Below are 22,869 nucleotides of genomic sequence, written 5' to 3'. Positions count from 1 at the left end.
TACTCTCATGATCAACGCAAACATTCTGCTCAAAAATAAATCAAAAATACAATACTTATACTTTTTAAAGTAGTAGCTGTTTGTCAATTAAATGAAATTGCTCGGCACTTTGCTTAAGTACCTCTGCGGTTAATTTATCAGCACCGTATACATCACACGGAACATCATATTGATTTTTTAAATGCCCAAGTAATAATGCAAAGTCACCGTCACCCGAGAGTAAAATAACTTTATCAAGCTGCTTCCCCTGCTCTAGCATATCTATGGTTATACCCACATCCCAATCGCCTTTGGCACTGCCGTCACGGCGTTGAATAAAGGGTTTTAGTTTTACTTCAAAGCCAATAGCGCGCAAAATATTTTGAAACTGATTTTGCTTTTCATCACCTCGGTATATTGCATAGGCGAACGCACATTCTATATCGTATTGTTGCTCCATCATTCGCCAAAAGGCATTGTAATCAAAGTTTTTACCGTAGCTTTCGCGACAGGTGTAATAAATATTTTGTACATCGACAAAAATACCTACACGAGGTTTACTGCTTTGTTGTGAGGTCATTCTTATGTCCCAATGAGTAATACTTGCAATTGCGTGTTAAGTAACCTAAATTAGTTACCAAACCCAATGTAACCAAATACGGTTACATTTAACAATGTAACCAAATTTAGTTACATATAAATAATCTATCTGGATTTTTATGATTGGTGTGATCAGCGGCGATGTTATTAAATCGCAAAAAATACCTAAACAACAATACGATGCCATGCTTTACCAGCTAGAGCAAAGTTTACGTGCAAATTGCAATAAAACAACATCTTGGGATATTTACCGTGGGGATGCATTTCAACTACAACTCGATAAAAGTGAACAGTTAGTTACCACCGCTATTCTTATTTATCTACAGTTAAAATCTGCCGGCTATGAATTGCGCCAAAGCATGGCGTTGGGGCACATAGATAACCCTAGTACGAGTATAAAAACTGCTACAGGCTCTGCGTTTACTCTCTCTGGTCATGAGCTAGATAAAATGACAAACCAGCGTTTTACATTTGCTATTGCAGATCAATCGGTTGATGAGAGCTTTAAGCTAAACCTAGCGTTTGTCGATGTATTACTGTGTAAAATAACCCAAAAACAAGCAAATGCTTTGTATGTATATTTAACCCATGCTAATAACAACCATGCAGCTTTAGCTAAAGAGCTCAACACCAGCCGCGAAAACGTTACTAAGCTGCTTAATCTTGCTAACTATCAGCTGATAGAACGATTTATTTTACATGCACAACAACAGCTTAAAAGCATACAGCAAGGACATGACTAATGGAATTTTCACTATTACTCGTCGCACTGATTATTGGCCACTTACTCGCTGATTTTTATTGGCAACCCATGAGCTGGGTAAACGACAGAAACACCCGTCATTTTAAAGCAAAAAAACTTTACTACCATGTATTGGTTCACGGAATTACCAGTGCAGTCGTTGTGGCACTTTGGGAATATAGTTTTGGCTGGCAACAACTAAGCAGCGTATTACTGGCGACCGGCATTATTATGATCAGTCACTACTTTATTGATATTGCTAAATCGTATTCAAATAAAGGCGTAGTGCCTTTTTTATTAGACCAAATTGCACATATCACTGTCATTATTGCGGTAAGTATTTGGCTAACTGACGATCAGCAATTTGCTGACAATGTAATGGCGTTATTGTGCAACGCAAAAGTGCTATGGATTATAACTGGTTACCTTATTATTTTAAGCCCCAGTGCGGTATTTATAAGAATGATGTTAGAGCGCTTAACTAATCACTTTTCTAGTGATGGTAGCCTCCCCTTAGCAGGACAAAGTATTGGTATGCTTGAAAGAGTACTTATGCTGACATTTATTTTATTAGATCAGTTTGCAGGGCTTGGGTTTTTAATTGCCGCTAAATCGGTGTTTAGATTTGGCGACTTAAGTGCCAGCAAAGATAAACAACTCACTGAATATGTGATGCTAGGGACGTTACTGAGCGTTAGTGTTACTTTATTTGTAGGGTTAGCAGTTAATTATTTAATCAGTTAGTAAAGCTTTAAGATAGGCATTAAAAAACGCGCTACCAGTAAAAGTAAGCGCGTTTTTTATTAAAGCGAACTAAACCTAATTAGTCGTTATTTGCTGGACGACGACGGCGCTGGCCATTCCCACCAACCGATTGACGCTTTGCCCATGGGTTTTGTGCATTATCATCGGTTTTAGCTGCTGGCTTTTTAGAGCCACCACGACGAGGGCCTGTACCATTGCCACCATTGTTAGGCTTTTTGCTATTAGGCTTGCTGCTATCTGATTTAGGCTTATTAAATGGTTGTTTTTTCTTTGGCTTTTTAGCCGGTAACGGGCGTGCATCGAGTGCGCGCTCTGCAACAGGGTTAGCCGGTTCAAAACCTTCTTCTTCAGCACGTGGAATTAGCTCGCCAATAAAGCGCTCAATGCCGTATAAATCTACTGCATCGTCAACCGTTACAAACGAAATAGCATGCCCTGATGCCCCCGCACGACCAGTTCGGCCAATACGGTGAACATAATCTTCATATACATTAGGTAAGTCGTAGTTTACAACATGCGGTAATTCAACAATGTCTAAACCACGTGCAACAATATCGGTTGCCACTAATACGCGCACTTCACCACTTTTAAAGCCCTCTAGTGCTTTAACGCGCGCGCCCTGAGATTTATTGCCATGGATTGCCGCACCAACAATATCATCGCGTTCAAGTTGCTTAACTAAACGATTAGCACCGTGTTTAGTACGACTAAATACCAGTACTTGTTGCCAATCGTTGCTACGAATTAAATGGCTTAATAGGGCCGTTTTACGTGCTTTGTCTACTGCGTATACGCTTTGCGTGACACTTTTTGCGGTGGTGTTTTTAGCTGCAACAGAAATTTCAACGGGGTCGTTAATTAACCCTTTTGCCAGCGCGCGAATATCATCCGAAAACGTGGCTGAGAACATTAAGTTTTGACGCTTTTCAGGCATTTTTGCAATCAGGCGTTTAATGTCATGGATAAAGCCCATGTCTAACATACGGTCGGCTTCATCTAAAACCAGTACTTCAACGCTATCAAATTTAACCGCGTTTTGATTGTGTAAATCAATTAAACGCCCTGGTGTCGCCACTAAAATATCAACCCCTTTGCGCAGGCGCTGCATTTGTGGGTTAATTTTAACACCACCGTAAACAACAAACGAACTCACGTTTGAATGCTTAGCATATTCTTCAACGTTTTCGCTTACTTGCAACGCAAGCTCTCGGGTTGGCGTTAAAATAAGCGCACGAACATGATTACTTTTTGCTTTAGTGCCCGACGATAAACGCTCAATAAGCGGCAAAGTAAAACCAGCCGTTTTACCGGTACCGGTTTGCGCTGCGGCCATTACATCGCGACGTGCAATAATTGCTGGAATAGCTTGAGCCTGAATAGGCGTTGGCGTTTCATAGCCCTTTTCTAAAACCGCATTAACTAAAGACTGTGATAAACCTAAACCATCAAAACTCATATAAACTCTCTATTTCAAATTAGGCCAAAGTGGCCAGTTGCGCGCATTATACCTTTAGTAGCTCAGAATGCATGCCATTATTTACTTTGTGCCAAATCAATAAACACAAATACTAAAAAAGCGGCTAAACAGCCGCTTTTTATTTACCTGAGCATTACAAATGCTAAAAGATTATTTTACACCTAACTCACGTAAACGCTCTTGTAAGTAGCTATCTGCTGTGTAGCGTTCAGATAACACTACATCTGGACGAGGGTGTAAAAATAACGGTAATGAAATACGTGATTTGGTTGTTGCTTTACCCGATGGATTAATTACACGGTGAATCGTTGATGGGAAGTAGCCACCCGATGCTTCTTGTAGCATGTCACCAATATTAATAATTAAACTACCAAAATCACATGGCACGTCTAACCAACCGCCATCGGTTTTTTGTACTTGTAAGCCTGGCTCATTTGACGCCGGTAATACGGTTAATAAGTTAATATCACCGTGCGCAGCAGCACGAATAGCACCAGGCTCTTCATCACCTGTCATTGGCGGGTAATGTAAAATACGTAACAACGTTTGCTCAGACTGGGCAATCATATCTTTTAAATCAATAGAGAACTTAGCACGCACTTCTTCAGGCGCTTCAGCCTGCACCCAACTTAATAATGTTGCCGCAAATTCATTAGCTAAACGGTAGTACTCACGAACATCTGCTTCTAATTGTGCAGGAACACGGCCTTTAGGGTAAACATGAAAGTACTCTTTAATGTCTTTTACCGTATGGCCTTTAGCTACTTCTGATACCGACGGTGGAAAATAACCATCTTGCGTTTCTTTTGAAAATAAAAACTCATGCTTTTGCTCTGAGTTAAAAAAGTCTTGCCAATTTTTATAAATAGACTCAACTAAAGATTGCGGAATAGGATGGTTTTTTAATACGCCAAAACCAGTATTTCTCAACGATTCAACAAATTGCGCAGCCGCATCGTCCGCTTTATAATCAACTGTAGGTAATTGCATGGTACATTCCAGTAAGTAGGTTGTTAGAAGCCATTTACTAATCCGCTTAAGCCACAGGTCTACACGAAATTAGTATTACATTCAAATATAGCTTAACTACTTAATTCAAGTAATAAAGGCTGCATTTTTATGCTGTGCGAGGATAGACAAACCCCCTTGAAATTATAAGGACATATGTCCGCACTCAATAAGCAAGCCTTCTCTGCCTTGATCAAGATCAAAATAACGCTTGTATTGAATTTTCATCCCATCGTACCAATCTCTTCTTTATCAGCATCACACACTATATCAACTTGTTAAGGCTCTCTACATGCGACAAAAAGTTTCTTTTAAAAGCGGTGAATTAGAACTCGCTGGACAACTTGAACAGCCCTCTGGTGAAGTGAAATTTTATGCCTTATTTGCTCACTGTTTTACCTGCTCTAAAGATGTAGCGGCTGCAACACGAATAAGTCGCGCGCTCACTCAGCAAGGCATTGCTGTATTACGCTTTGATTTTACAGGGCTTGGTAATAGCGATGGTGACTTTGCCAACAGTAACTTTTCATCAAACATTCAAGACTTAGTGGCTGCAGCCAATCACTTAAGAACACACTTTAAAGCACCTCAGTTATTGATAGGCCACAGCTTAGGTGGTGCTGCGGTGCTTGCAGCAGCAGAGCACATACCCGAAATATCGGCCATTACGACTATAGGCGCGCCATCAGATGCCCAGCATGTTACTCATAACTTTGCTGCTCATTTAGATGAAATAAACCAATCGGGTGAAGCAAAAGTGTGTTTAGCTGGGCGGGAATTTACGATTAAAAAGCAATTTATAGATGACATCGCCAAATACGATAACAGCCATATAGGCAAGCTTAAGCGTGCTTTGTTAGTTATGCATTCTCCTATTGATGCCACCGTGAATATTAGTGAAGCCGAAAAAATTTACGCAGCTGCTAAGCATCCAAAGAGCTTTATTAGTTTAGATAATGCCGATCATTTACTCAGCAATAAAGAAGACGCTAACTACGCAGCCGATGTCATTGCTACGTGGGCTAATCGCTATGTTGAATACGATAAAACACCCTATAGTGCAAAATTAACTAACGGCAGTGTATTAGTTGAAGAAAAAGATCATAAATTCACTCAGCACGTGAGTACTAAAAACCATACATGGCTTGCTGATGAGCCTACCGATGCCGGTGGTAAAAACTTAGGCCCAGACCCTTATGATCATTTACTCGCTGGGCTTGGAGCTTGTACTGCAATGACACTTCGCATGTATGCAAGTCGCAAAGAGTTGCCGCTAGAGCACATAAAAGTAGAGCTCAACCATACCCGCAATTACAACCAAGATTGTGATGATTGTGAAAAAAACGGCAATCTAGAGGCCATTATCCGCAAAATAACCTTACAAGGTGATTTAACTGACGCTCAGCGAAATCGATTACTCGAAATAGCCGACAAATGCCCTGTGCATAAAACGCTACATAACAGCCCTTTGGTGGTTAGTGAATTAGTGGGGTAACTAAAACAAAAATAGCGCAGTAAGCCCTGCGCTATATTTAGGATTTTAATTTAAAAACTGACTGTATCGTTTAATTTTCTAAAAACGCCGCTACCTCTTTACTCATTCTATCCACCAGCCATTTAGGCCCGCCATCGTACATATCGTTGTGACGTGATTTTTCTATCAACGTTTGCGTAACAGGATAAACGGTTAACTCTTGGTCGGTTAAAAGCACGTTTGCATCGGCTGGATAATCACTACCGCGCAGTGTGAGCACGCGTGTGTTTTTATTGCGTGGCAATAACATGCGGCGGTGATCGAGCGTAATTAATTGGCTTACTTCACTTGGATAAATAGCTGCATACAAGGCTGAAATATCTCCACCATTTGAGTGACCAAATAAAGTGAGTTTTGTAAAATCATACTCAGGGTATTTAACACTTAGCTCGTTGACTAAAAATTTGAGGGTTACAACACCCCGGTGCCAATTTTCCATACGAGTAGTTAGGTATGGCTGCGCACGATTAAGTGCAGGGTCACTTTTAAGTTCATGTGCTACCGCAATGCTTAAATAGCCTTGCGCATTAAATAACTTACTCGCAAAGGTGTATTCATCGTGGCTAATGCCATACCCTGCATTTACAAATACCACTGGGCATTTTAATTGCGCGCTGCACTTAAGGTGGTTAGCTGGTAGGGTAATATTTACAGGTATAGAGCGATTACGACTTTCATCAATGATTGCATCGTCTTGGGCATAACTTGATGATGCAAATAGCATAGTGCTTAAAGTCAGTGCACTTAACATTAAACGCTTTTTTATAATTTTTAACATGCATTCCCTTGTATTACTTATACATTTTTAACTAACATTAATTTTTATTATAAAGGTTAGCGCGCGCCTTTGCTAATTTGTGCGATAATAGCGATTATTGTTTTACTATTATCGCAAAAGAATCCATTCATGAAATCATACAGCAGCATTGAACAACGCATCGACATTCTACAAAGCAGAATTGAAGCCTACCAAGAAGAAATTAAAGTGTTACAAGCCGAGCCGAAAAGTAACAACGAACGCATTATTTTTAAGTTCATTGAAACCGGCAGTACAGGTAAAACCAAAGACTTTGTGAGAGAGCTGGGAATTAAATCACCGCGTGATAGCTTATATTCATCAGGTGATGTAACTAAACTGATTAAAGATGGCGCTGATGATATTTCGCCAGAGCTACTGAGCATAGCCCGTGCACTTGCTAGCGCGCGCAACAAAAATGGCCCTGCTTGCTAATAGTAAATATAATAACGTATTAGCCGTAAGCTCTTGCGGCTAATCAACCAGCTCGATATCAAGTCCTGTTAATAGATTTAACGCTTCAAGCCGTTCAAACTTTGCATTACTCACATCATTGCTTGTTATATCAATATTAAATTGCGTTGCGCCAACAAAGTTTACTTTACTCAAATTAGTTTGATGAAACAGGCTGTCTCTAAAGTCAGTATCCGAGAAGTTGCTTTGAGCTAAGTTAGCGTGTCTAAAATCGACATCTTTGGCAAAACAGTTCGTCATTGTTAAGGCTTTTAACTGTAATTCAAAAAACGAACTATGGCTCAGCTCACACTGTTTAAAACTCACCGGTGACGTTAGCGCTAATTGCGGCCAATTTACTTGCCCCCACACTATGCTATTGAGCTTACAATTTGCAAAGCTCACCTCTTCTAAGGAGCTGTAATTCCAATTAAGTTCAGTCAAATTACAGTTAATAAATTCACACTCTATAAACCGACAGGCACTAAACTGGCTGTGACTAAAATCGCAATCAATAAACTGACATTGTTCAAACTCAATATCGCTAAAGCGCTTTGCATTTGCTGTAAAGTTTGAAAATGACTGATCAAAATAATGACTATCTTTAAATAACTCGCTCATAAAAATAAAGCACCTAAATTGGGTTATGCCGAACAAAAAACCCCTTAGGTATTTAGCCTAAGGGGTTTTGATCTAACTAAAAGCTAGCTTTATTCTGCGCTTGGTAATTCTTTCTCAACTACACTAATTGCAAGCTCTGTCAGCGAATCGCTGTTAGCTTTGCTTGGTGCATCGGTTAATAAACACGATGCTTGTGTGGTTTTAGGGAAAGCAATAACGTCACGAATGTTATCAGTACCACATAACAACATAACTAAACGGTCTAAACCGAACGCTAAACCTGCATGCGGCGGTGTGCCGTATTTAAGTGCATCAAGTAAGAAACCAAATTTATCTTGCTGCTCTTGCGCTTCAATACCTAAAATTCTAAATGCCGCTTCTTGCATATCTGCATTGTGAATACGTACCGAGCCACCGCCCACTTCGTAGCCGTTTAATACCATATCGTAAGCATCTGAAATAGCCGCTGCTGGGTTTGCTTCAAGCTCACTGGCACTAATATCTTTTGGTGCAGTAAATGGATGGTGTACAGCGTGTAATGTGCCTTCGTCATCTTCTTCAAACATTGGGAAGTCAACAACCCAAAGTGGTGCCCAGCTATCTAAATTAGTGATTTCTAAATCAATACCAATTTTTAAACGAAGTGCGCCCATGGCTTCATTTACGGTGTTGCGTTTATCCGCACCAAATAAAATGATATCGCCTGTTTGTGCATTAGTACGTTCAAGTAACTGCGTGATCACATCTTCATTTAAGAATTTAGCGATTGGCGATTGCACGCCCTCAACGCCTGCATCGCGGTCATTTACTTTCATCCACGCTAAACCTTTAGCACCGTAAATACCGATAAACTTAGTGTAATCATCTAGTTGCTTACGAGAAAGTGATGCGCCACCTGGTACCGTTAATACTGCAACACGGCCTTTTTCATCGTTTGCAGGGTCTGAGAATACTTTAAATTCTACGTCTTTTACTAAATCAGCAACATCAATAAGCTTCATTGGGTTACGTAAGTCTGGCTTATCAGAACCATATAAGCTCATTGCCTCAGAGTAAGGCATAATTGGGAAATCACCTAAATCAACATTTAGTAATGACTGCCACATTTCGCGGATCATTTTCTCTGTCATGCCACGTACTTGATCAGAGCTCATGAACGAGGTTTCTAAATCTATTTGAGTAAATTCAGGTTGACGGTCAGCACGTAAGTCTTCGTCACGGAAACATTTAACAATTTGGTAGTAACGGTCAAAACCCGACATCATCAACAATTGCTTAAATAACTGTGGCGACTGCGGTAATGCGTAAAAGCTACCTTTGTGTACACGACTTGGTACTAAATAATCACGCGCACCTTCTGGCGTTGCTTTAGTTAATACTGGCGTTTCGATATCTAAAAAGCCATTTTCATCTAAAAAGCGACGTACAAAGCTGCTTGCTTTAGCACGTAATTTAATACGGTCGCTCATTTCTAAACGACGTAAATCTAAGTAACGGTATTTTAAACGACGCTCTTCTGAGTTCACTTGGTTAAAATCAAGTGGCATAGGCTCAGAGCGGTTAATAATCGTTAAACCCGTGCCTAAAATTTCTACTTCACCGGTAGCCATGTCTTTATTTACTTGGCTATCTGGGCGAGCGCGTACAATCCCTTTTAACTGAACACAAAATTCTTGACGAAGTTTGTTAGCTGTTTCCATTAATCCTTCAACTTCCGGATCGAATACAACTTGTACTAAACCTTCTCTATCGCGTAAATCGACAAAGATAAGTCCACCAAGGTCACGTCGTTTGTTGATCCAGCCACATAGTTCAACTTCCTGATCTACGTGAGTTTTATTTAGCTGTCCGCAGTATATAGAGCGCATAGTTTTCCTGTCAGATAAAAGGCATATAGCGGTTAAACACTGTTGTTTTAAAAGTTTTTATAAACACCAAAATGAAAATAAAGCCGCTAGCAATTCAAAATAATCAAATTAAGCCCTGCATTATACCCAAGTAGGTTGAAGATGCTAGGGCGTGTTTACCTTTCGGGGTGGAATTTACAGCGCACTGTTTTGTTATTTGTTACACTACCGGCACTTTATATCAAGGCTTTTGTTTGTATGCTATATATTGGATGCCCGCAATGGTCGAGCAACGCATGGAAAGGAAATTTATTTTCACGCCAGTGTAAAAATGCCGATATGCTTAGCGAATATGCGCAGCATTTTAATTCGGTAGAAGGTAACACCAGTTTTTATGCCGATCCCTTGCCTGACACTGTATTACGATGGGCTGCCAGTGTACCCGATGAGTTTAAATTTACCTTTAAGTTTCATCGGCGCTTTAGTCACGAACTCCAACTTACTAACGTGCAACATGAGCTAACTAATTGGCTTAATTTATTCGCCCCTCTATTTGAAAAAACAGGGCAAATAATGCTGCAATTACCTAAAGCGTTTGCGCCACAACATTTAGCTAAGCTTGCCGCTTTTATTGAGTTACTTCCTAAAGAGCTAAACTATGGGGTTGAGGTACGCCACCCTGATTTTTTTAAAAAAGGTGAGGCCGAAATCGCACTTAATCAGCTTTTAATGGCACATAATATAAACCGTATTGCTATGGATACTCGGGCGCTCTTTGCAGTAAAGCCAACCACCGAAGCGCTAATAGACGCACAACAGAAAAAACCGCATTTACCAGTTCACGCTATTGCTACGGGCTCGCAGCCTATGGCGCGCTTCGTTATTGCTAACTTAGAAAACGATTATAAGACCTTTTATCAGCCTTGGCTTAGCAAAGTAACCCAGTGGCTTGATGAGGGCAAAAGCCCCTATGTGTTTTTTCATACCGCTGATAACCGCGAAGCGCCGCTGCTGGCTCGCCAGTTTTGCCAAGATTTGGGGTATAATCACAATGTACTCAATCCATTTAGTGGCGAAAAAGAAGCCCACCAGCAAGCACTTTTTTAAAAATAAATTCAAAATACAGAGACAATAATGAGTGAATACGCACGTTACTTTACCGGCTACCCTGCCAATATCGTTGAGCAAGTATTAGGACTAATAAAAGCAGGAAAGGTAAGTGAGTATTTACTTAAAAAGTACCCGCAGGCGCATCGTATTACCAGTGATAAGTTACTGTATAGCTACGCCACTGAGCTAAAAAAGCAATATTTAAAAAACGCCCCGCCATTTGGCCGCGCTGCGTTTAAAAAACAAGGTGATATGGTTACCAATGCGCTCGGTACCCACACGTACCGTATGCAAGGTAAAACCCGCAAGCACGATTTAGCAATAAACAGCGATTTATTGCGCGCCCCTGAGCCATTATTAAAAGCATTAGTGGTGCACGAACTCGCGCATTTTAAAGAAAAAGACCATAACAAAGGCTTTTATAAATTATGCTGCCATATGGAGCCGCAGTACCATCAGCTAGAGCTGGATTTACGGATTTTTTGTGTAGCTATTGCGATGGGTGAGAATCCGTATATTTAGTGCTATATAGATTTTATCTTTTTTCAAAAAAGTACCGTTTAATTAAAAATAAAGTGAGATCAATATGCTTCAATTATTGCAAGAATCAGCTGAAAAATACCCATTAATTATTCAGCCATTATCTAGCTTTTTAGCAATATTCTTTGCTTTCTTAATCGCATTCTATGTTCAGTATAGAATGGATAAAAGGCAGCGTAATAATCATGAGTACGAAAGAGGTGAAAAACTTAGAGCCGTTGAAAGAGAAAAAATTGAGGTTATTTTTAAATCTGTCGAAACTTATATAAATGATTCTCGTAGCTTAATGTCACTTTTAAATTCAAATGTCGATATTAAACACTCTAATGAAAAGACAGATAATGATATAAAAACTATTCTTATCAGAAACGCGATAAGTCTAAACAGTAGTAATAATAACGTTTCAGAGGCAGCAATTATTTCAAAATTAAATTTTAATGAGTTAGCTCAAGTTTCTGACAACTTTATTGAAGCTGACTCTAAATTTTATACCTTTCTTGAAAATCTTGTTCAATTCCAAAAGCAGGAGTGGAAAGCTGAGCTTAGGAAGGAGTTAAACGCGGTTCAAAAATCTGCAATAAATTGGAAGGAAGAAATAAACAAAATGAGTAAAGATAAAAAGTATATAAAATAAACTCAAATAAAAAAGTACGATTTCAAATCGCACTTTTTTATTTGAGTAACTTTTTAACTTACCACTAATAGCTACAAACTGACAGCTAGCTCGTTAGATTTCGTTTCACTCAACCCAATTTACGTAAAACGTTAAAGCCCTAATTCGGCCATAAAGTCGTCGTCGCTATCATCTTGCTTTGGCTGTTTTGCTTTTTCTTTATCCGCTTTTTGCTTGGCTTCGTTTGCGATGATGTCGTCTGGGTCTACAGCTTCTACAATGTCAAAGTCGTGAAGTTTAATAAACTCTGTTTTATCCATCGCTAATTCTAAATAGAAGATATTTTGATTGCGAGTTGTAAACGTTACACGGCGAGCTTGCGGGCGATCCATAGTGGTATCAACCGATATTTGCACTTGCTTATTAATAGCCATCATTTTTGGCTGGTTTTGGGTAATAGAGGTATGTAGCTGTTCACGCACTTTTGACGTGAAGTCGCCCACTATTTGGTTCATCAACTCACCCATCACGTTTGAAACGTCATCAGATAAGTGACTATGCGCGATTTCGTCTTCTGGCATGCCCATATTACGCATGTAATCGCCATAAATTTCCATCGCCGCTTGCGCCGTAAAGTTGGTAACAACTAAGCCGGTAAAGCCCCCGTCAAATAAAACAAAACAACCTATGTCTGGTCGCATACATGTGCGGGTAATTTTTTGTACCATGGCTGAATAGCTGATCTCGTTGCCGCTGGCTGATGAAAGTACACCCGTTACTGAGTGGCATAATGTTGCTAATATATCGTCGGTACTAATAACCTTACTTTTGCTCATTTAATAATCTCTTTTATACTTATTCTTCATAATTCTAGTCAAGCTACTGAATTTATCACTGACTATCCAGCATAAAATGTTAAAATAGCACTATTATTTTCAAAGAGACTGCCTTCGTGAGTATAAAAGACAGTATTTATGCCTCTGAGCAACAAGTAAAAGACTTTAGTTTTGATCAAAACGTGGTTGAAGTATTTCCCGACATGATCCAACGCTCGGTACCCGGTTATGCCACTATTGTAAGTACCATGGGAAAATTAGCTGGTGAGTATGCTCAGCCAAATTCAAATTTGTATGACCTAGGCTGCTCGTTAGGGGCGGTTACCCTAAGTATGCGCCGTAATATTCAAACTGATAGCTGTCATATTATTGCTGTAGATAACTCACAAGCCATGGTGGAGCGTTGTAAGGTCCATTTACAAGGGTTCAGATCTGATGTTCCTGTAACGGTTACATTAGGTGATATTAACGAGCTTGATATTCAAAATGCCTCAGTAGTAGCGATGAATTTTACTCTGCAGTTTATTCCACCTGCGCAGCGCAAAGCGGTACTTGAAAAAATATACGCTAATTTAAAGCCCGGTGGCGTTTTGCTATTAAGTGAAAAAATTAAAGCCGAAAACGAGCAATGTGATAACTTACTGATTGACTTGCACCACGACTTTAAACGTCATAATGGCTACTCTGAGCTAGAAATAAGCCAAAAGCGTACCGCCATTGAAAACGTAATGCGCCCCGATACACTTAGCACACATACACAACGTTTAAGCGACATTGGTTTTAGCCAAACGCAAGTGTGGTATCAATGTTTTAATTTTTGCTCAATGGTAGCAATTAAATAATTTAGAGAGTGACACATGTCTGCATGGTTTAACCAATTTTACGCTGCTATTGCACAAAGCCCACTTAGCCACTGGCTAGAAACCTTGCCTGCGCAATTAAAGCATTGGCAACAAGAGGCCAGCCATGGCGATTTGCCTCAATGGCAAAAAGTACTAAAAAACTTACCTGAGGTATCAACAAACCAAGTTGATATTGTCAGCAAAGTAGCAATAGGCGCGCCTGGCGAAATGACTGAAGGCGAAAAAAAGCAAACCACGCATTTATTAAAACGCATGATGCCTTGGCGAAAAGGTCCATTTAATGTGCACGGTATCGATATTAATACAGAATGGCGCAGTGACTGGAAATGGGATCGACTCCTACCGCATATTGAGCCATTAAAAGGCCGTACTGTATTAGATATTGGTTGTGGCTCGGGATATCACTTATGGCGTATGCGCGGTGAAGGTGCACAGTTTGTGGTGGGTATTGACCCATCTGACTTATTTTTGTGCCAGTTTCAGGCAATTAAACACTTCAACCCTGATGAAAACGTGCATTTATTACCATTAGGTGTAGAAGCCCTGCCAGAGCTTAAAGCATTTGATACGGTATTTTCGATGGGAGTACTTTATCACCGTCGCTCACCTATCGACTTTTTAGCGCAATTAAAGGCACAGCTTCGCCCTGGTGGTGAGCTAGTACTTGAAACTTTAGTTATTGAAGGCGATGAAAACACCGTTTTAGTACCGACCGACCGCTACGCAAAAATGCGTAATGTATGGTTTATTCCAAGCACTGCGGCATTAAAATTGTGGATGGAACGTGTTGGCTTTAAAGATGTGCAAATTAAAGATTGTGCTATTACAACGCTCGACGAGCAGCGTAAAACTGACTGGATGGAAAACGAATCTTTAGTTGACTTTTTAGACCCTACTGACACCAGTAAAACCATTGAAGGCTACCCTGCTCCACTTAGAGCGATACTTACAGCTAAAGCCTAATTTGTAGTATTAATTTTTATTTCCATATTAAAAAGCGCCATTGGGCGCTTTTTTTGTTTACTAATACAGCAACTAGCGGACAAGTGTCCTTGTCTTTAAAATCAAATCCAGATTTCAACTAGCCGCGCCCTTGCAATTGTTGTAAAATACGCGCGTTTCTAAGTAAGCATCAAAACAACTATTTTGAGGAAAACCTGTGAGCGAACAAAAACAGTCTCTAAGCTATAAAGACGCGGGCGTAGATATCGACGCTGGTAATGCACTTGTTGAGCGTATTAAAGGCGTAGTTAAAAAAACTCGTCGTCCTGAAGTGATGGGCGGAATTGGTGGTTTTGGCGCACTTTGCGAAATTCCTGAAGGTTATAAGCAACCCGTACTTGTAGCAGGCACTGACGGTGTTGGCACTAAGTTACGTTTAGCAATTGACCTTAAAAAGCACGATACTGTAGGTATCGACTTAGTTGCGATGTGTGTAAATGATTTAATAGTACAAGGCGCTGAACCCCTGTTTTTTCTAGATTACTATGCAACGGGTAAACTAGATGTAGACACAGCAGCCGACGTAGTAACCGGTATTGGTAAAGGTTGTGAAATTTCAGGTTGTGCCCTAATTGGTGGCGAAACAGCTGAAATGCCAGGTATGTATGATGGTGAAGACTACGACATGGCAGGCTTTTGTACCGGTGTGGTAGAAAAATCAAAAATTATTGATGGCACAAAAGTAGCCGCAGGCGATCAGCTAATTGCGCTTGCTTCTAGTGGTCCACACTCAAACGGTTTCTCACTAATTCGTAAAGTATTAGAAGTCTCTAACGCTGATACTAACCAAGTGATTGATGGCAAAACCTTAGGTGAGCACCTTTTAGAACCAACACGCATTTACGTTAAGCCATTACTTGAGTTGTTTAAGCAAGTAGATGTGCATGCGCTTTCGCATATTACTGGTGGCGGTTTTTGGGAAAATATCCCTCGTGTATTACCTGAATCTGCTAAAGCGGTTGTTAAAGGTGATAGCTGGCAGTGGCCTACTGTATTTAGTTGGTTGCAAGAAAATGGCAATATTACCACTCACGAAATGTACCGCACATTCAACTGTGGCGTAGGTATGGTGTTAGTTGTACCTGCAGATCAACTTGATAACAGCTTAAACATTTTAAAAGATCTTGGCGAAAACGCATGGCACCTTGGTGAAATTCAAGATGCGGTCGCGGGCGAAGAGCAAGTTGAAATTGTAGGTGGTGCTGCGTAATGGCACCCACTCGTCTAGTAGTTTTAATCTCAGGCAGTGGCTCAAATTTACAAGCCATTATTGATGCCTGTGAAAGCGGCGAGATAAACGCTCATATTGCGGCTGTTATTAGTAATAAAGCAGACGCATATGGGTTAGAGCGTGCAAAAAGTGTAGGCATTGCTACGCAAGTACTGAGTCATAAAGAGTTTGACTCACGCGAAGCTTACGATGCCCAGTTAATGCATATAATTGACTCTTTTGAACCAAATCTAGTTGTATTAGCTGGGTTTATGCGTATTCTAACTCCTAGCTTAGTGCAAAAATATGTTGGAAAAATGTTGAACATTCATCCATCTTTGTTGCCTAAGTACCAGGGGCTGAATACCCACCAAAGAGCAATTGATGCAAAAGACGACGTTCACGGCGTTAGTGTTCACTTTGTAACTGAAGAATTAGATGGCGGACCCGTTATTCTTCAAGCTAAAGTGCCTGTATTAGCAAACGATACAGCAGACACGCTCGCTAAACGTGTGCATGCGCAAGAGCACATAATTTATCCTTTGGTGGTCAAGTGGTTCAGTGAACAACGACTTACGATGGAAGCAGATTATGCAGTTCTTGACGAAAAACAACTTCCTGCACACGGCGCGCACTACCCAAAATAAAAAATTAAGTGCTTGGCTACTATGTGCGGGCACTTTATTACTTCCTACCAGCCTGATTGCAGGCGAGTTAACCCAGTACCAAGCTAGTTATGATATTTTGCGCAAAGGCACTAATCATGGCAAAGCCGAGCGAGAACTAAAAAAACTCGATAATAATAACTACCAAGTCACTTACCACAGCGATATTGAATGGATGATTTTCTCTGACTCACGTCAAGAGTCATCAACCTTTAGCTTTATGAATGATAAAGTAGAGCCTATTGATTACACGATGATCCGCACAGGCACAGGGCCTGACAAAAAGTATGAAATTAACTTTGACCGTCTAACCAAAACTGTTACCAGTAACACCAGCGACTACCCGTTAAAATGCCAATGGCATGATAACTTCCAAGATGGTATTTCTTATCAAGTACAAGTTCGTGAAGGTCTTAAAAAAGGCAAAACCAACTTCTCGTTTCCGTTGGTTGATAAAAAAGGTAATTGCCGTGACTACGACTTTGAAGTGGTAGAAACCGAAATGATTTCTCTGCCTATAGGTAATGTAGAAGCAGTGAAAGTTAAACGCTTATACGATAACGATAAACGCCAAGCTTTAGCCTGGTTTGCCCCAGAAATGGATTACATGCTAGTGCGCATGTGGAAAGGCGAAAAAGGTGTGGAGCAGTTTGAAGTACAGATGAACTCATTTACCGTGATCAACCCACCTGCTTTACCTGCACAAGTTAAAAACGAAATAACACCTGAATAAATTGCTTAAAAGGTGAAAGTGAAAGGCCCAAGTGTGACGACCATAACTTGGGCTTTTCATTTTAATACTTAAATTTAAAACTTTAAGCTGGGTTTCATTTCACTCTACCCAAGCTACATTAATTCACCCATTTTAAATAACGCAAACTCTCCTGGCTGCATTTTTTGCCAGCGCTCATCATTCGTCAAAGGCCTTGTGGCTATAACCGTCACTACATCGTTTGGCGTGGTTTCTTGTTGAAAGTCGACCACCATGTCCGCATCAATCAATGTAGCTTTACCAAATGGCGCACGGCGCGTTATATAGTGTAAGTTATTAGTACAATACGCTAAAACAAATACACCATCGGTCAATAACATATTAAATACGCCCTTTTCACGCAGTGTATGCGAAAGCTTGGCGGCATATCTAAAAACCGACGCCATATTACTTGGACGCTTTGGGTATTTTTCGCGAATTTTGTCAAGTAACCAACAAAAAGCGAGTTCACTGTCGGTGTTTCCCACAGGTCGATAATACTCTGGTTTTAAATCGTGATAATTTGAAAGCTGCCCATTGTGCGCATAGGTTATTTCGCGCCCCCACAACTCTCGGGTAAACGGATGAGTGTTTTCAAGACACACCCGACCACGATTCCCTTGGCGAATATGACTAATAACCGATACGCTTTTAATTGGGTACGCTTTTACCAGCTTTGCTATTTCTGACTGGTAACTTGGCTCTGGATCTTTAAAGGTTCTGCAGCCTTTACCTTCATAAAAAGTAATACCCCAGCCGTCTTTATGCGGGCCAGTATTTCCACCACGCTCCAACAACCCTGAAAAACTAAAACAAATATCCGTTGGCACATTGGCTGACATGCCAAGTAATTCACACATAAAATAAATAAACCTTTAAAAAGCTAAACATAGAATATCGTTCTATTTTTAATAAGCGTACACTGATCATCATAAGTATATTTACTTAATTAAACTTATATTACTACTAGATTAATTGATTTTTTTAATGCTTATATTTTTTTATGATAAGCCAAAATAAACGATTACAGCCAAACTGTTCGTATAACATACAACGCATTGTAATAATCGTACCGATAACTACACTTTAATCTAAGTAATGTACTTGAAACTTAGCGTTACTAGCGCTACTCTAAACGAGGTGGTCTGACCTCTATTAAGGAATTAGCAATGACACTCATATTTACACTTGGTTTAATCGCACTGCTCAGCATTGCGCTTTACCACAGAGCGAGTTGGAACACAGCACTTGGTGTTTCTGCCGCAACATTATTAATTGGTACCTTTGCTGGTGCTTTTGGTTTAATTAGCTGGGTGATCTTTTTAATCATCGCAGTGCCTCTTTCAGTTACTGGTATTCGCCAGCAATACATTATCAAACCTATTTTCACCATCTTTAAAAAAGTAACACCGAGTATGTCTGACACCGAAAAGTCAGCAATCGATGCGGGTACTACGTGGTGGGAAGCGGATTTATTTTGTGGTAATCCAGATTGGAAAAAGCTTCACCAGTATCCAGTTCCAAAACTTACTATTGAAGAGCAGGCATTTATCGACGGCCCTGTTGAAGTTGTATGTAGTATGCTTGATGATTGGGAAGCTACGCATGAGCTGACTGATTTACCTCAGGATGTATGGCAATATCTAAAAGATAACAAGTTCTTTGCCATGATCATTAAAAAGGAATACGGCGGCTTAGAATTCTCTGCATTTGCACAATCGTGTGTACTGCAAAAACTAACCAGTAAATCAACATTGCTTTCGTCAATTGTTGGTGTACCTAACTCGTTAGGCCCAGGTGAGCTATTACAGCACTATGGTACTGAAGACCAAAAAAATCATTACTTACCGCGTTTAGCAAGCGGTCAAGAAATTCCATGTTTTGCACTTACCTCGCCAGAGGCGGGTTCTGATGCAAGCTCAATTCCAGACTACGGTGTAGTGTGTAAAGGGCAATGGAATGGCGAAGAAGTAGTTGGTGTAAGCCTTACATGGAACAAACGTTACATAACACTTGCGCCTGTAGCTACGGTACTTGGTCTAGCATTTAAGTTACAAGATCCTGATGGATTATTAAGCGACGTTAAAGAGCCAGGTATTACCTGCGCACTGATCCCAACAGATACCCCAGGGGTAGAAATTGGTCGTCGCCACTTCCCGCTTAATGTGCCATTCCAAAACGGCCCTACTCGCGGTAAAGATATTTTCGTTCCACTTGATTACATTATTGGCGGCCCAGAAATGGCTGGTCAAGGCTGGCGTATGCTAGTTGAATGTTTATCGGTTGGTCGTGCAATTACGTTGCCGTCAAATTCAGCCGGTGGCATTAAAATGATTGCAGTAGCAACCGGTGCTTATAGCCGTATTCGTCGTCAATTCCGCTTACCTATTGGTAAAATGGAAGGGGTTGAAGAATCAATGGCGAAGCTTGCCGGTTATGCTTACAGCTCAGACGCTGCAGTAAGCATGTCTACGGGCGCGGTTGATTTAGGCGAGAAACCATCAGTTGTGTCGGCGATTATTAAGTACCACCTTACCGAGCAAATGCGCGATTCAACCATTCATGCAATGGACGTGCTAGGCGGTAAAGGGATCATGCTTGGGCCAAATAACTATTTGGGTCGTGGCTATCAAGGTGCACCTATTGCCATTACCGTTGAAGGTGCAAACATCTTGACCCGTAATATGATTATTTATGGTCAAGGTGCAATTCGTTGTCATCCATTTGTACTTACCGAGCTAGGTGCGTGTGAAATTGAAGACCGCGAAGAAGCGCTTAACGTATTTGATAAAGCGCTAATGGGTCACATTGGCTTTACCATGTCTAACCTTGTACGTACTAAGTGGCTTGCGCTTACTGGCGCTCGCTTTACTAGCGTGCCATACAAAGACGAAACTGCAGAGTTTTACCGTATTGCGTCTCGCTTTAGTGCATCACTTGCACTTATGTCAGACATTAGCATGGCGGTATTTGGTGGTTCTCTTAAACGTAAAGAACGTATTTCAGCACGTTTAGGCGACTTATTAAGTTACCTTTACTTAGTATCTGCAACGCTAAAACGTTACAACGACGAAGGCCGTAAAAAAGAAGATTTTGCATTGGTTCAATGGAGCTGTCAGGATCACCTTTACCACTGCCAGCGTGCACTTGCTGATTTAATCAATAACATGCCGTCGGCTCCACTACGTGGTGTTTTAAAAGTATTGTTATTCCCGTTTGGTCGTCCGGTTCGTAAACCTACCGACAAACTTGAGCACAAACTAGCGCAGTTGTTACAAGTTCCTAGCGAAACACGTAATCGTTTAGCAAGCTATGTATACCTTACAAACGAACCGCTTAACCTTGTAGGCCGTCAAGAGCAAACGCTTAAAGACGTTCTAGAAGTCGAGCCATTGTTTGAGCGTGTATGTAAAGAGAAAGGCGTAAAGCTGCCATTCTTCCAGCTTGATAAAGTGGCGCAAATGGGTTTAGAAGCGGGTATTTTAAGCCAAGCAGAAGCCGATAAGCTCGCTGCAGTAGAAAAAGATCGTCTAGACGTGATTAATGTTGATGACTTTGACCCTGCAGATTTACTTGCTGGCAAAGCAGCGCGTAATAGCAAAGCTAAAACTAAAAAGGCAGATGCTGCTTAACTTTACTAATAAAAGCTAAGCAACACACCTGTTATAACCATCCAAACCAGCGCATAATGCGCTGGTTTTTTTTGCGCTAAGGCCTGTTGTAGTAAACACCAAACAACCCCTATTACTAGCAATAAGCAATTTGCTTGATTAAATAAAGCCACAAAACCAACCAGTGCGAGTAATAATACAATTAAGCTAGGAATAAATAAGCTAACAAAGAATGCTGTTTGCTTATTCTGCATGTTAAAAAACACACTGTACTGCTGATATAGGTGACGACAATCAAATTGTAGTGAGCTACTAAATAACACCACAAAGGCAAGTGACAAAATACTGAATATAGCAGCTAAATCAGCGCGCTCTTGTAACAACACCTTGGATGCCATAAATACACATAGTAATAAAGCTCCTCGCCATATCAAAGCCCAGCTATTATGCATAAAAAATAACAGCCAAAAGCCTGAAAGTGAATTCAACTTTAGCTTAGCTGTAGCATTAAAAGGGACCATCAAGGTACTTAGCGCAAATAACAGAACAAAGCCGCTATGATAAAGCAATGGACTGACATCAAGCGGTAACGTTGCCCAAATTGCGGATAACAAAAAACCATAAACCAGCGCTATTGGCTTGTATAAACATAAAATGCCGAGCACAAATTGCAATAGTAAAAACAACCAGAAATGCGGCACTCTAAGCCACTGACTCACACTAAGATCAATCGCGATAATGAGGCTCGCAATCAACCAGCCATTGCTTAAAAGTAATAGCTTTATATCCATAAAACCAAGCCAATATCGCTTCACCAATGTTTGTTGAAAGGCACGTTGAGCGCTGTTTTTTATAGCAGATTTCATTGCGCTCAACATGACACTTTGCAACAGCAAATACAGCCAAGCCATCTGTGCACCATACTGCGGTGCATCGCTGCTATCGATAATTTTTCCCAGCCCTAAAAACAACAGTAAAATCATACCAAGCATGGCAGAGCCAAGTACCACTAGAAATAACAAGCCAAAGTTTTTAAGTTGCAACAATAATTGCGTGAGTTCAGTTTTGTAAGCCTGATAACGATAATCCATAAAGGAGCGATATTGCCCGATTGATTGTTTTAAATTTGCAATCATAACGGTATACACTCAAAGCCACGCTCAATAAATGGCGCTGGTTCATGGCAAGTGATGACTATTTGCCCATTTGGCTTATCTATTAGATATTCATCAAGCAGCACTAATAAATACTGAATACTGGCTTGATCAAGTGCTGCGCTGGGTTCGTCTAGAAGTAAATAAGGTGCGTCACGCATAAGCGCTAAAATTAACTGGCATTTCTTTTGATTACCTGACGACAGCGCATCAAAACGAGTATTTAAAAATTCATTGAAATTAAACCCATCTATTATTGTCGTTGGCCAATCACAACCCAGCGTATTCACGGACAAGTTAATAATTTGCTTTGCCGTAAGAAAGTCAGGTAAAGCAATACAGTCTGAGGCTATAGCAACTTGTTTATGCGGTTCGGTTAATGCTTTTTTAGAAAATAAAATCTGCCCACTTTGGCGCGTTTCGAGCTCTGCCAACATCATCAACAACGTTGTTTTACCTTGGCCATTAGGCGCTTCAATGCATATTTTAGGTGCACAAAACTGCACACTATAGCCACTGTACAATACGTTTTCAGCAAACTGTTTATGTAACCCAATGACTTCTATCATAAATACTCCCTGATTTTGAAAGTGAATTATAACTGGTTTTCTATTTTCGTGGGCTACATGGTTTGTAACACTTTATTGCAGTTCGAATAGGCTAATTACTTGCGTTTAAAAAATGTTCGGTTA

The 22,869-nt window shown here is 40.4% G+C and carries 23 protein-coding genes; 13 read left to right on the top strand and 10 right to left on the bottom strand.

The annotated features are described in order from the left end of the window. Positions 1 to 64: 64 nt before the first annotated feature. A complete protein-coding gene (locus ACNSN2_RS04650) occupies positions 65 to 559 on the bottom strand; it encodes an NYN domain-containing protein (protein WP_054202185.1) in 495 nt (164 codons plus the stop codon). Positions 560 to 698: 139 nt separating this feature from the next. Between ACNSN2_RS04650 and ACNSN2_RS04645 the strand changes: the two genes are divergently transcribed. Both ACNSN2_RS04645 and ACNSN2_RS04640 read left to right on the top strand, forming a co-directional pair. Continuing rightward, entirely contained in the window at positions 699 to 1,322 is a 624-nt protein-coding gene (locus ACNSN2_RS04645) for a hypothetical protein (protein WP_138596424.1), read from the top strand. Then, entirely contained in the window at positions 1,322 to 2,065 is a 744-nt protein-coding gene (locus ACNSN2_RS04640) for a DUF3307 domain-containing protein (protein WP_418608656.1), read from the top strand. Before ACNSN2_RS04645 ends, ACNSN2_RS04640 begins: the two co-directional genes overlap by 1 nt. A gap of 79 nt (positions 2,066 to 2,144) precedes the next feature. Here ACNSN2_RS04640 and ACNSN2_RS04635 read toward each other — a convergent pair whose 3' ends face one another. Together ACNSN2_RS04635 and ACNSN2_RS04630 are read right to left on the bottom strand one after the other, a co-directional pair. Beyond that, a complete protein-coding gene (locus ACNSN2_RS04635) occupies positions 2,145 to 3,542 on the bottom strand; it encodes a DEAD/DEAH box helicase (protein WP_350654954.1) in 1,398 nt (465 codons plus the stop codon). A 171-nt stretch (positions 3,543 to 3,713) separates the two neighbouring features. Beyond that, entirely contained in the window at positions 3,714 to 4,553 is an 840-nt protein-coding gene (locus ACNSN2_RS04630; protein ID WP_013464577.1) for an isopenicillin N synthase family dioxygenase, read from the bottom strand. A gap of 310 nt (positions 4,554 to 4,863) precedes the next feature. On the opposite strand from ACNSN2_RS04630, the gene ACNSN2_RS04625 reads away from it, so the two are divergent. Then, positions 4,864 to 6,066 (top strand): alpha/beta fold hydrolase, encoded by a 1,203-nt coding sequence (locus tag ACNSN2_RS04625; protein WP_418608655.1) that lies wholly within the window; start codon positions 4,864 to 4,866, stop codon positions 6,064 to 6,066. A gap of 70 nt (positions 6,067 to 6,136) precedes the next feature. Here ACNSN2_RS04625 and ACNSN2_RS04620 read toward each other — a convergent pair whose 3' ends face one another. Next, complete coding sequence (locus ACNSN2_RS04620; protein WP_418608654.1) at positions 6,137 to 6,883, bottom strand: alpha/beta hydrolase; 747 nt, start codon at positions 6,881 to 6,883, stop codon at positions 6,137 to 6,139. A gap of 129 nt (positions 6,884 to 7,012) precedes the next feature. Between ACNSN2_RS04620 and ACNSN2_RS04615 the strand changes: the two genes are divergently transcribed. Continuing rightward, complete coding sequence (locus tag ACNSN2_RS04615) at positions 7,013 to 7,336, top strand: hypothetical protein (RefSeq protein WP_008111621.1); 324 nt, start codon at positions 7,013 to 7,015, stop codon at positions 7,334 to 7,336. Positions 7,337 to 7,375: 39 nt separating this feature from the next. On the opposite strand, the gene ACNSN2_RS04610 is transcribed toward ACNSN2_RS04615, so the two are convergent. Beyond that, the gene (locus ACNSN2_RS04610) at positions 7,376 to 7,975 is read right to left on the bottom strand and encodes a pentapeptide repeat-containing protein (protein WP_418608653.1); all 600 of its coding nucleotides are present in this window, start codon (positions 7,973 to 7,975) and stop codon (positions 7,376 to 7,378) included. Positions 7,976 to 8,064: 89 nt separating this feature from the next. Continuing rightward, entirely contained in the window at positions 8,065 to 9,843 is a 1,779-nt protein-coding gene (aspS, locus tag ACNSN2_RS04605) for an aspartate--tRNA ligase (protein WP_418608652.1), read from the bottom strand. Between the two features lie 237 nt (positions 9,844 to 10,080). On the opposite strand from aspS, the gene ACNSN2_RS04600 reads away from it, so the two are divergent. The 3 genes from ACNSN2_RS04600 to ACNSN2_RS04590 all read left to right on the top strand — a co-directional run bounded on the left by ACNSN2_RS04600 (position 10,081) and on the right by ACNSN2_RS04590 (position 12,106). Beyond that, the gene (locus tag ACNSN2_RS04600; protein WP_008111629.1) at positions 10,081 to 10,929 is read left to right on the top strand and encodes a DUF72 domain-containing protein; all 849 of its coding nucleotides are present in this window, start codon (positions 10,081 to 10,083) and stop codon (positions 10,927 to 10,929) included. Positions 10,930 to 10,956: 27 nt separating this feature from the next. Further along, entirely contained in the window at positions 10,957 to 11,454 is a 498-nt protein-coding gene (locus tag ACNSN2_RS04595; RefSeq protein WP_418608651.1) for a M48 family metallopeptidase, read from the top strand. A gap of 64 nt (positions 11,455 to 11,518) precedes the next feature. Continuing rightward, a complete protein-coding gene (locus ACNSN2_RS04590; RefSeq protein ID WP_076921601.1) occupies positions 11,519 to 12,106 on the top strand; it encodes a hypothetical protein in 588 nt (195 codons plus the stop codon). 131 nt (positions 12,107 to 12,237) lie between these two features. Here ACNSN2_RS04590 and ACNSN2_RS04585 read toward each other — a convergent pair whose 3' ends face one another. Continuing rightward, entirely contained in the window at positions 12,238 to 12,921 is a 684-nt protein-coding gene (locus ACNSN2_RS04585) for a DUF3334 family protein (RefSeq protein ID WP_010391441.1), read from the bottom strand. Between the two features lie 116 nt (positions 12,922 to 13,037). Here ACNSN2_RS04585 and cmoA point away from each other — a divergent pair, with 116 nt between their 5' ends. The 5 genes from cmoA to ACNSN2_RS04560 all read left to right on the top strand — a co-directional run bounded on the left by cmoA (position 13,038) and on the right by ACNSN2_RS04560 (position 17,394). Beyond that, positions 13,038 to 13,763, top strand: coding sequence for a carboxy-S-adenosyl-L-methionine synthase CmoA (gene cmoA, locus ACNSN2_RS04580; RefSeq protein WP_008111640.1), 726 nt, complete (start codon positions 13,038 to 13,040; stop codon positions 13,761 to 13,763). Between the two features lie 15 nt (positions 13,764 to 13,778). Continuing rightward, the gene (gene cmoB / locus ACNSN2_RS04575; protein WP_010391439.1) at positions 13,779 to 14,747 is read left to right on the top strand and encodes a tRNA 5-methoxyuridine(34)/uridine 5-oxyacetic acid(34) synthase CmoB; all 969 of its coding nucleotides are present in this window, start codon (positions 13,779 to 13,781) and stop codon (positions 14,745 to 14,747) included. A 196-nt stretch (positions 14,748 to 14,943) separates the two neighbouring features. After that, on the top strand, positions 14,944 to 15,996 hold the full coding sequence (gene purM, locus ACNSN2_RS04570; RefSeq protein WP_054202176.1) for a phosphoribosylformylglycinamidine cyclo-ligase: 1,053 nt from the start codon (positions 14,944 to 14,946) through the stop codon (positions 15,994 to 15,996). Then, the gene (gene purN, locus ACNSN2_RS04565) at positions 15,996 to 16,643 is read left to right on the top strand and encodes a phosphoribosylglycinamide formyltransferase (protein WP_054202175.1); all 648 of its coding nucleotides are present in this window, start codon (positions 15,996 to 15,998) and stop codon (positions 16,641 to 16,643) included. Before purM ends, purN begins: the two co-directional genes overlap by 1 nt. Beyond that, positions 16,597 to 17,394 (top strand): DUF3108 domain-containing protein, encoded by a 798-nt coding sequence (locus ACNSN2_RS04560; protein WP_418609041.1) that lies wholly within the window; start codon positions 16,597 to 16,599, stop codon positions 17,392 to 17,394. The genes purN and ACNSN2_RS04560 overlap by 47 nt, the downstream gene beginning before the upstream one ends. Before the next feature lie 113 nt (positions 17,395 to 17,507). On the opposite strand, the gene ACNSN2_RS04555 is transcribed toward ACNSN2_RS04560, so the two are convergent. Further along, positions 17,508 to 18,272 (bottom strand): class II glutamine amidotransferase, encoded by a 765-nt coding sequence (locus ACNSN2_RS04555; RefSeq protein ID WP_008111650.1) that lies wholly within the window; start codon positions 18,270 to 18,272, stop codon positions 17,508 to 17,510. A 309-nt stretch (positions 18,273 to 18,581) separates the two neighbouring features. Here ACNSN2_RS04555 and fadE point away from each other — a divergent pair, with 309 nt between their 5' ends. Next, positions 18,582 to 21,044 (top strand): acyl-CoA dehydrogenase FadE, encoded by a 2,463-nt coding sequence (gene fadE / locus ACNSN2_RS04550; RefSeq protein WP_418608650.1) that lies wholly within the window; start codon positions 18,582 to 18,584, stop codon positions 21,042 to 21,044. A 5-nt stretch (positions 21,045 to 21,049) separates the two neighbouring features. Here the strand turns inward: fadE and ACNSN2_RS04545 are convergent, their stop codons facing one another. Both ACNSN2_RS04545 and ACNSN2_RS04540 read right to left on the bottom strand, forming a co-directional pair. Continuing rightward, positions 21,050 to 22,159: a DUF6136 family protein gene (locus ACNSN2_RS04545; protein WP_418608649.1), complete on the bottom strand. Its 1,110-nt coding sequence runs from the start codon at positions 22,157 to 22,159 to the stop codon at positions 21,050 to 21,052. Then, the gene (locus ACNSN2_RS04540) at positions 22,156 to 22,746 is read right to left on the bottom strand and encodes an ABC transporter ATP-binding protein (RefSeq protein ID WP_013464562.1); all 591 of its coding nucleotides are present in this window, start codon (positions 22,744 to 22,746) and stop codon (positions 22,156 to 22,158) included. The genes ACNSN2_RS04545 and ACNSN2_RS04540 overlap by 4 nt, the downstream gene beginning before the upstream one ends. Between the last annotated feature and the right edge of the window lie 123 nt (positions 22,747 to 22,869).

Source organism: Pseudoalteromonas sp. US3C1013 (genome assembly GCF_048401115.1).
In the GTDB taxonomy this organism is placed as follows: Bacteria; Pseudomonadota; Gammaproteobacteria; order Enterobacterales; family Alteromonadaceae; genus Pseudoalteromonas; species Pseudoalteromonas undina.
Note: the sequence above shows the minus strand (reverse complement) of the source record. Positions and strands in the feature narration are given on the sequence as shown.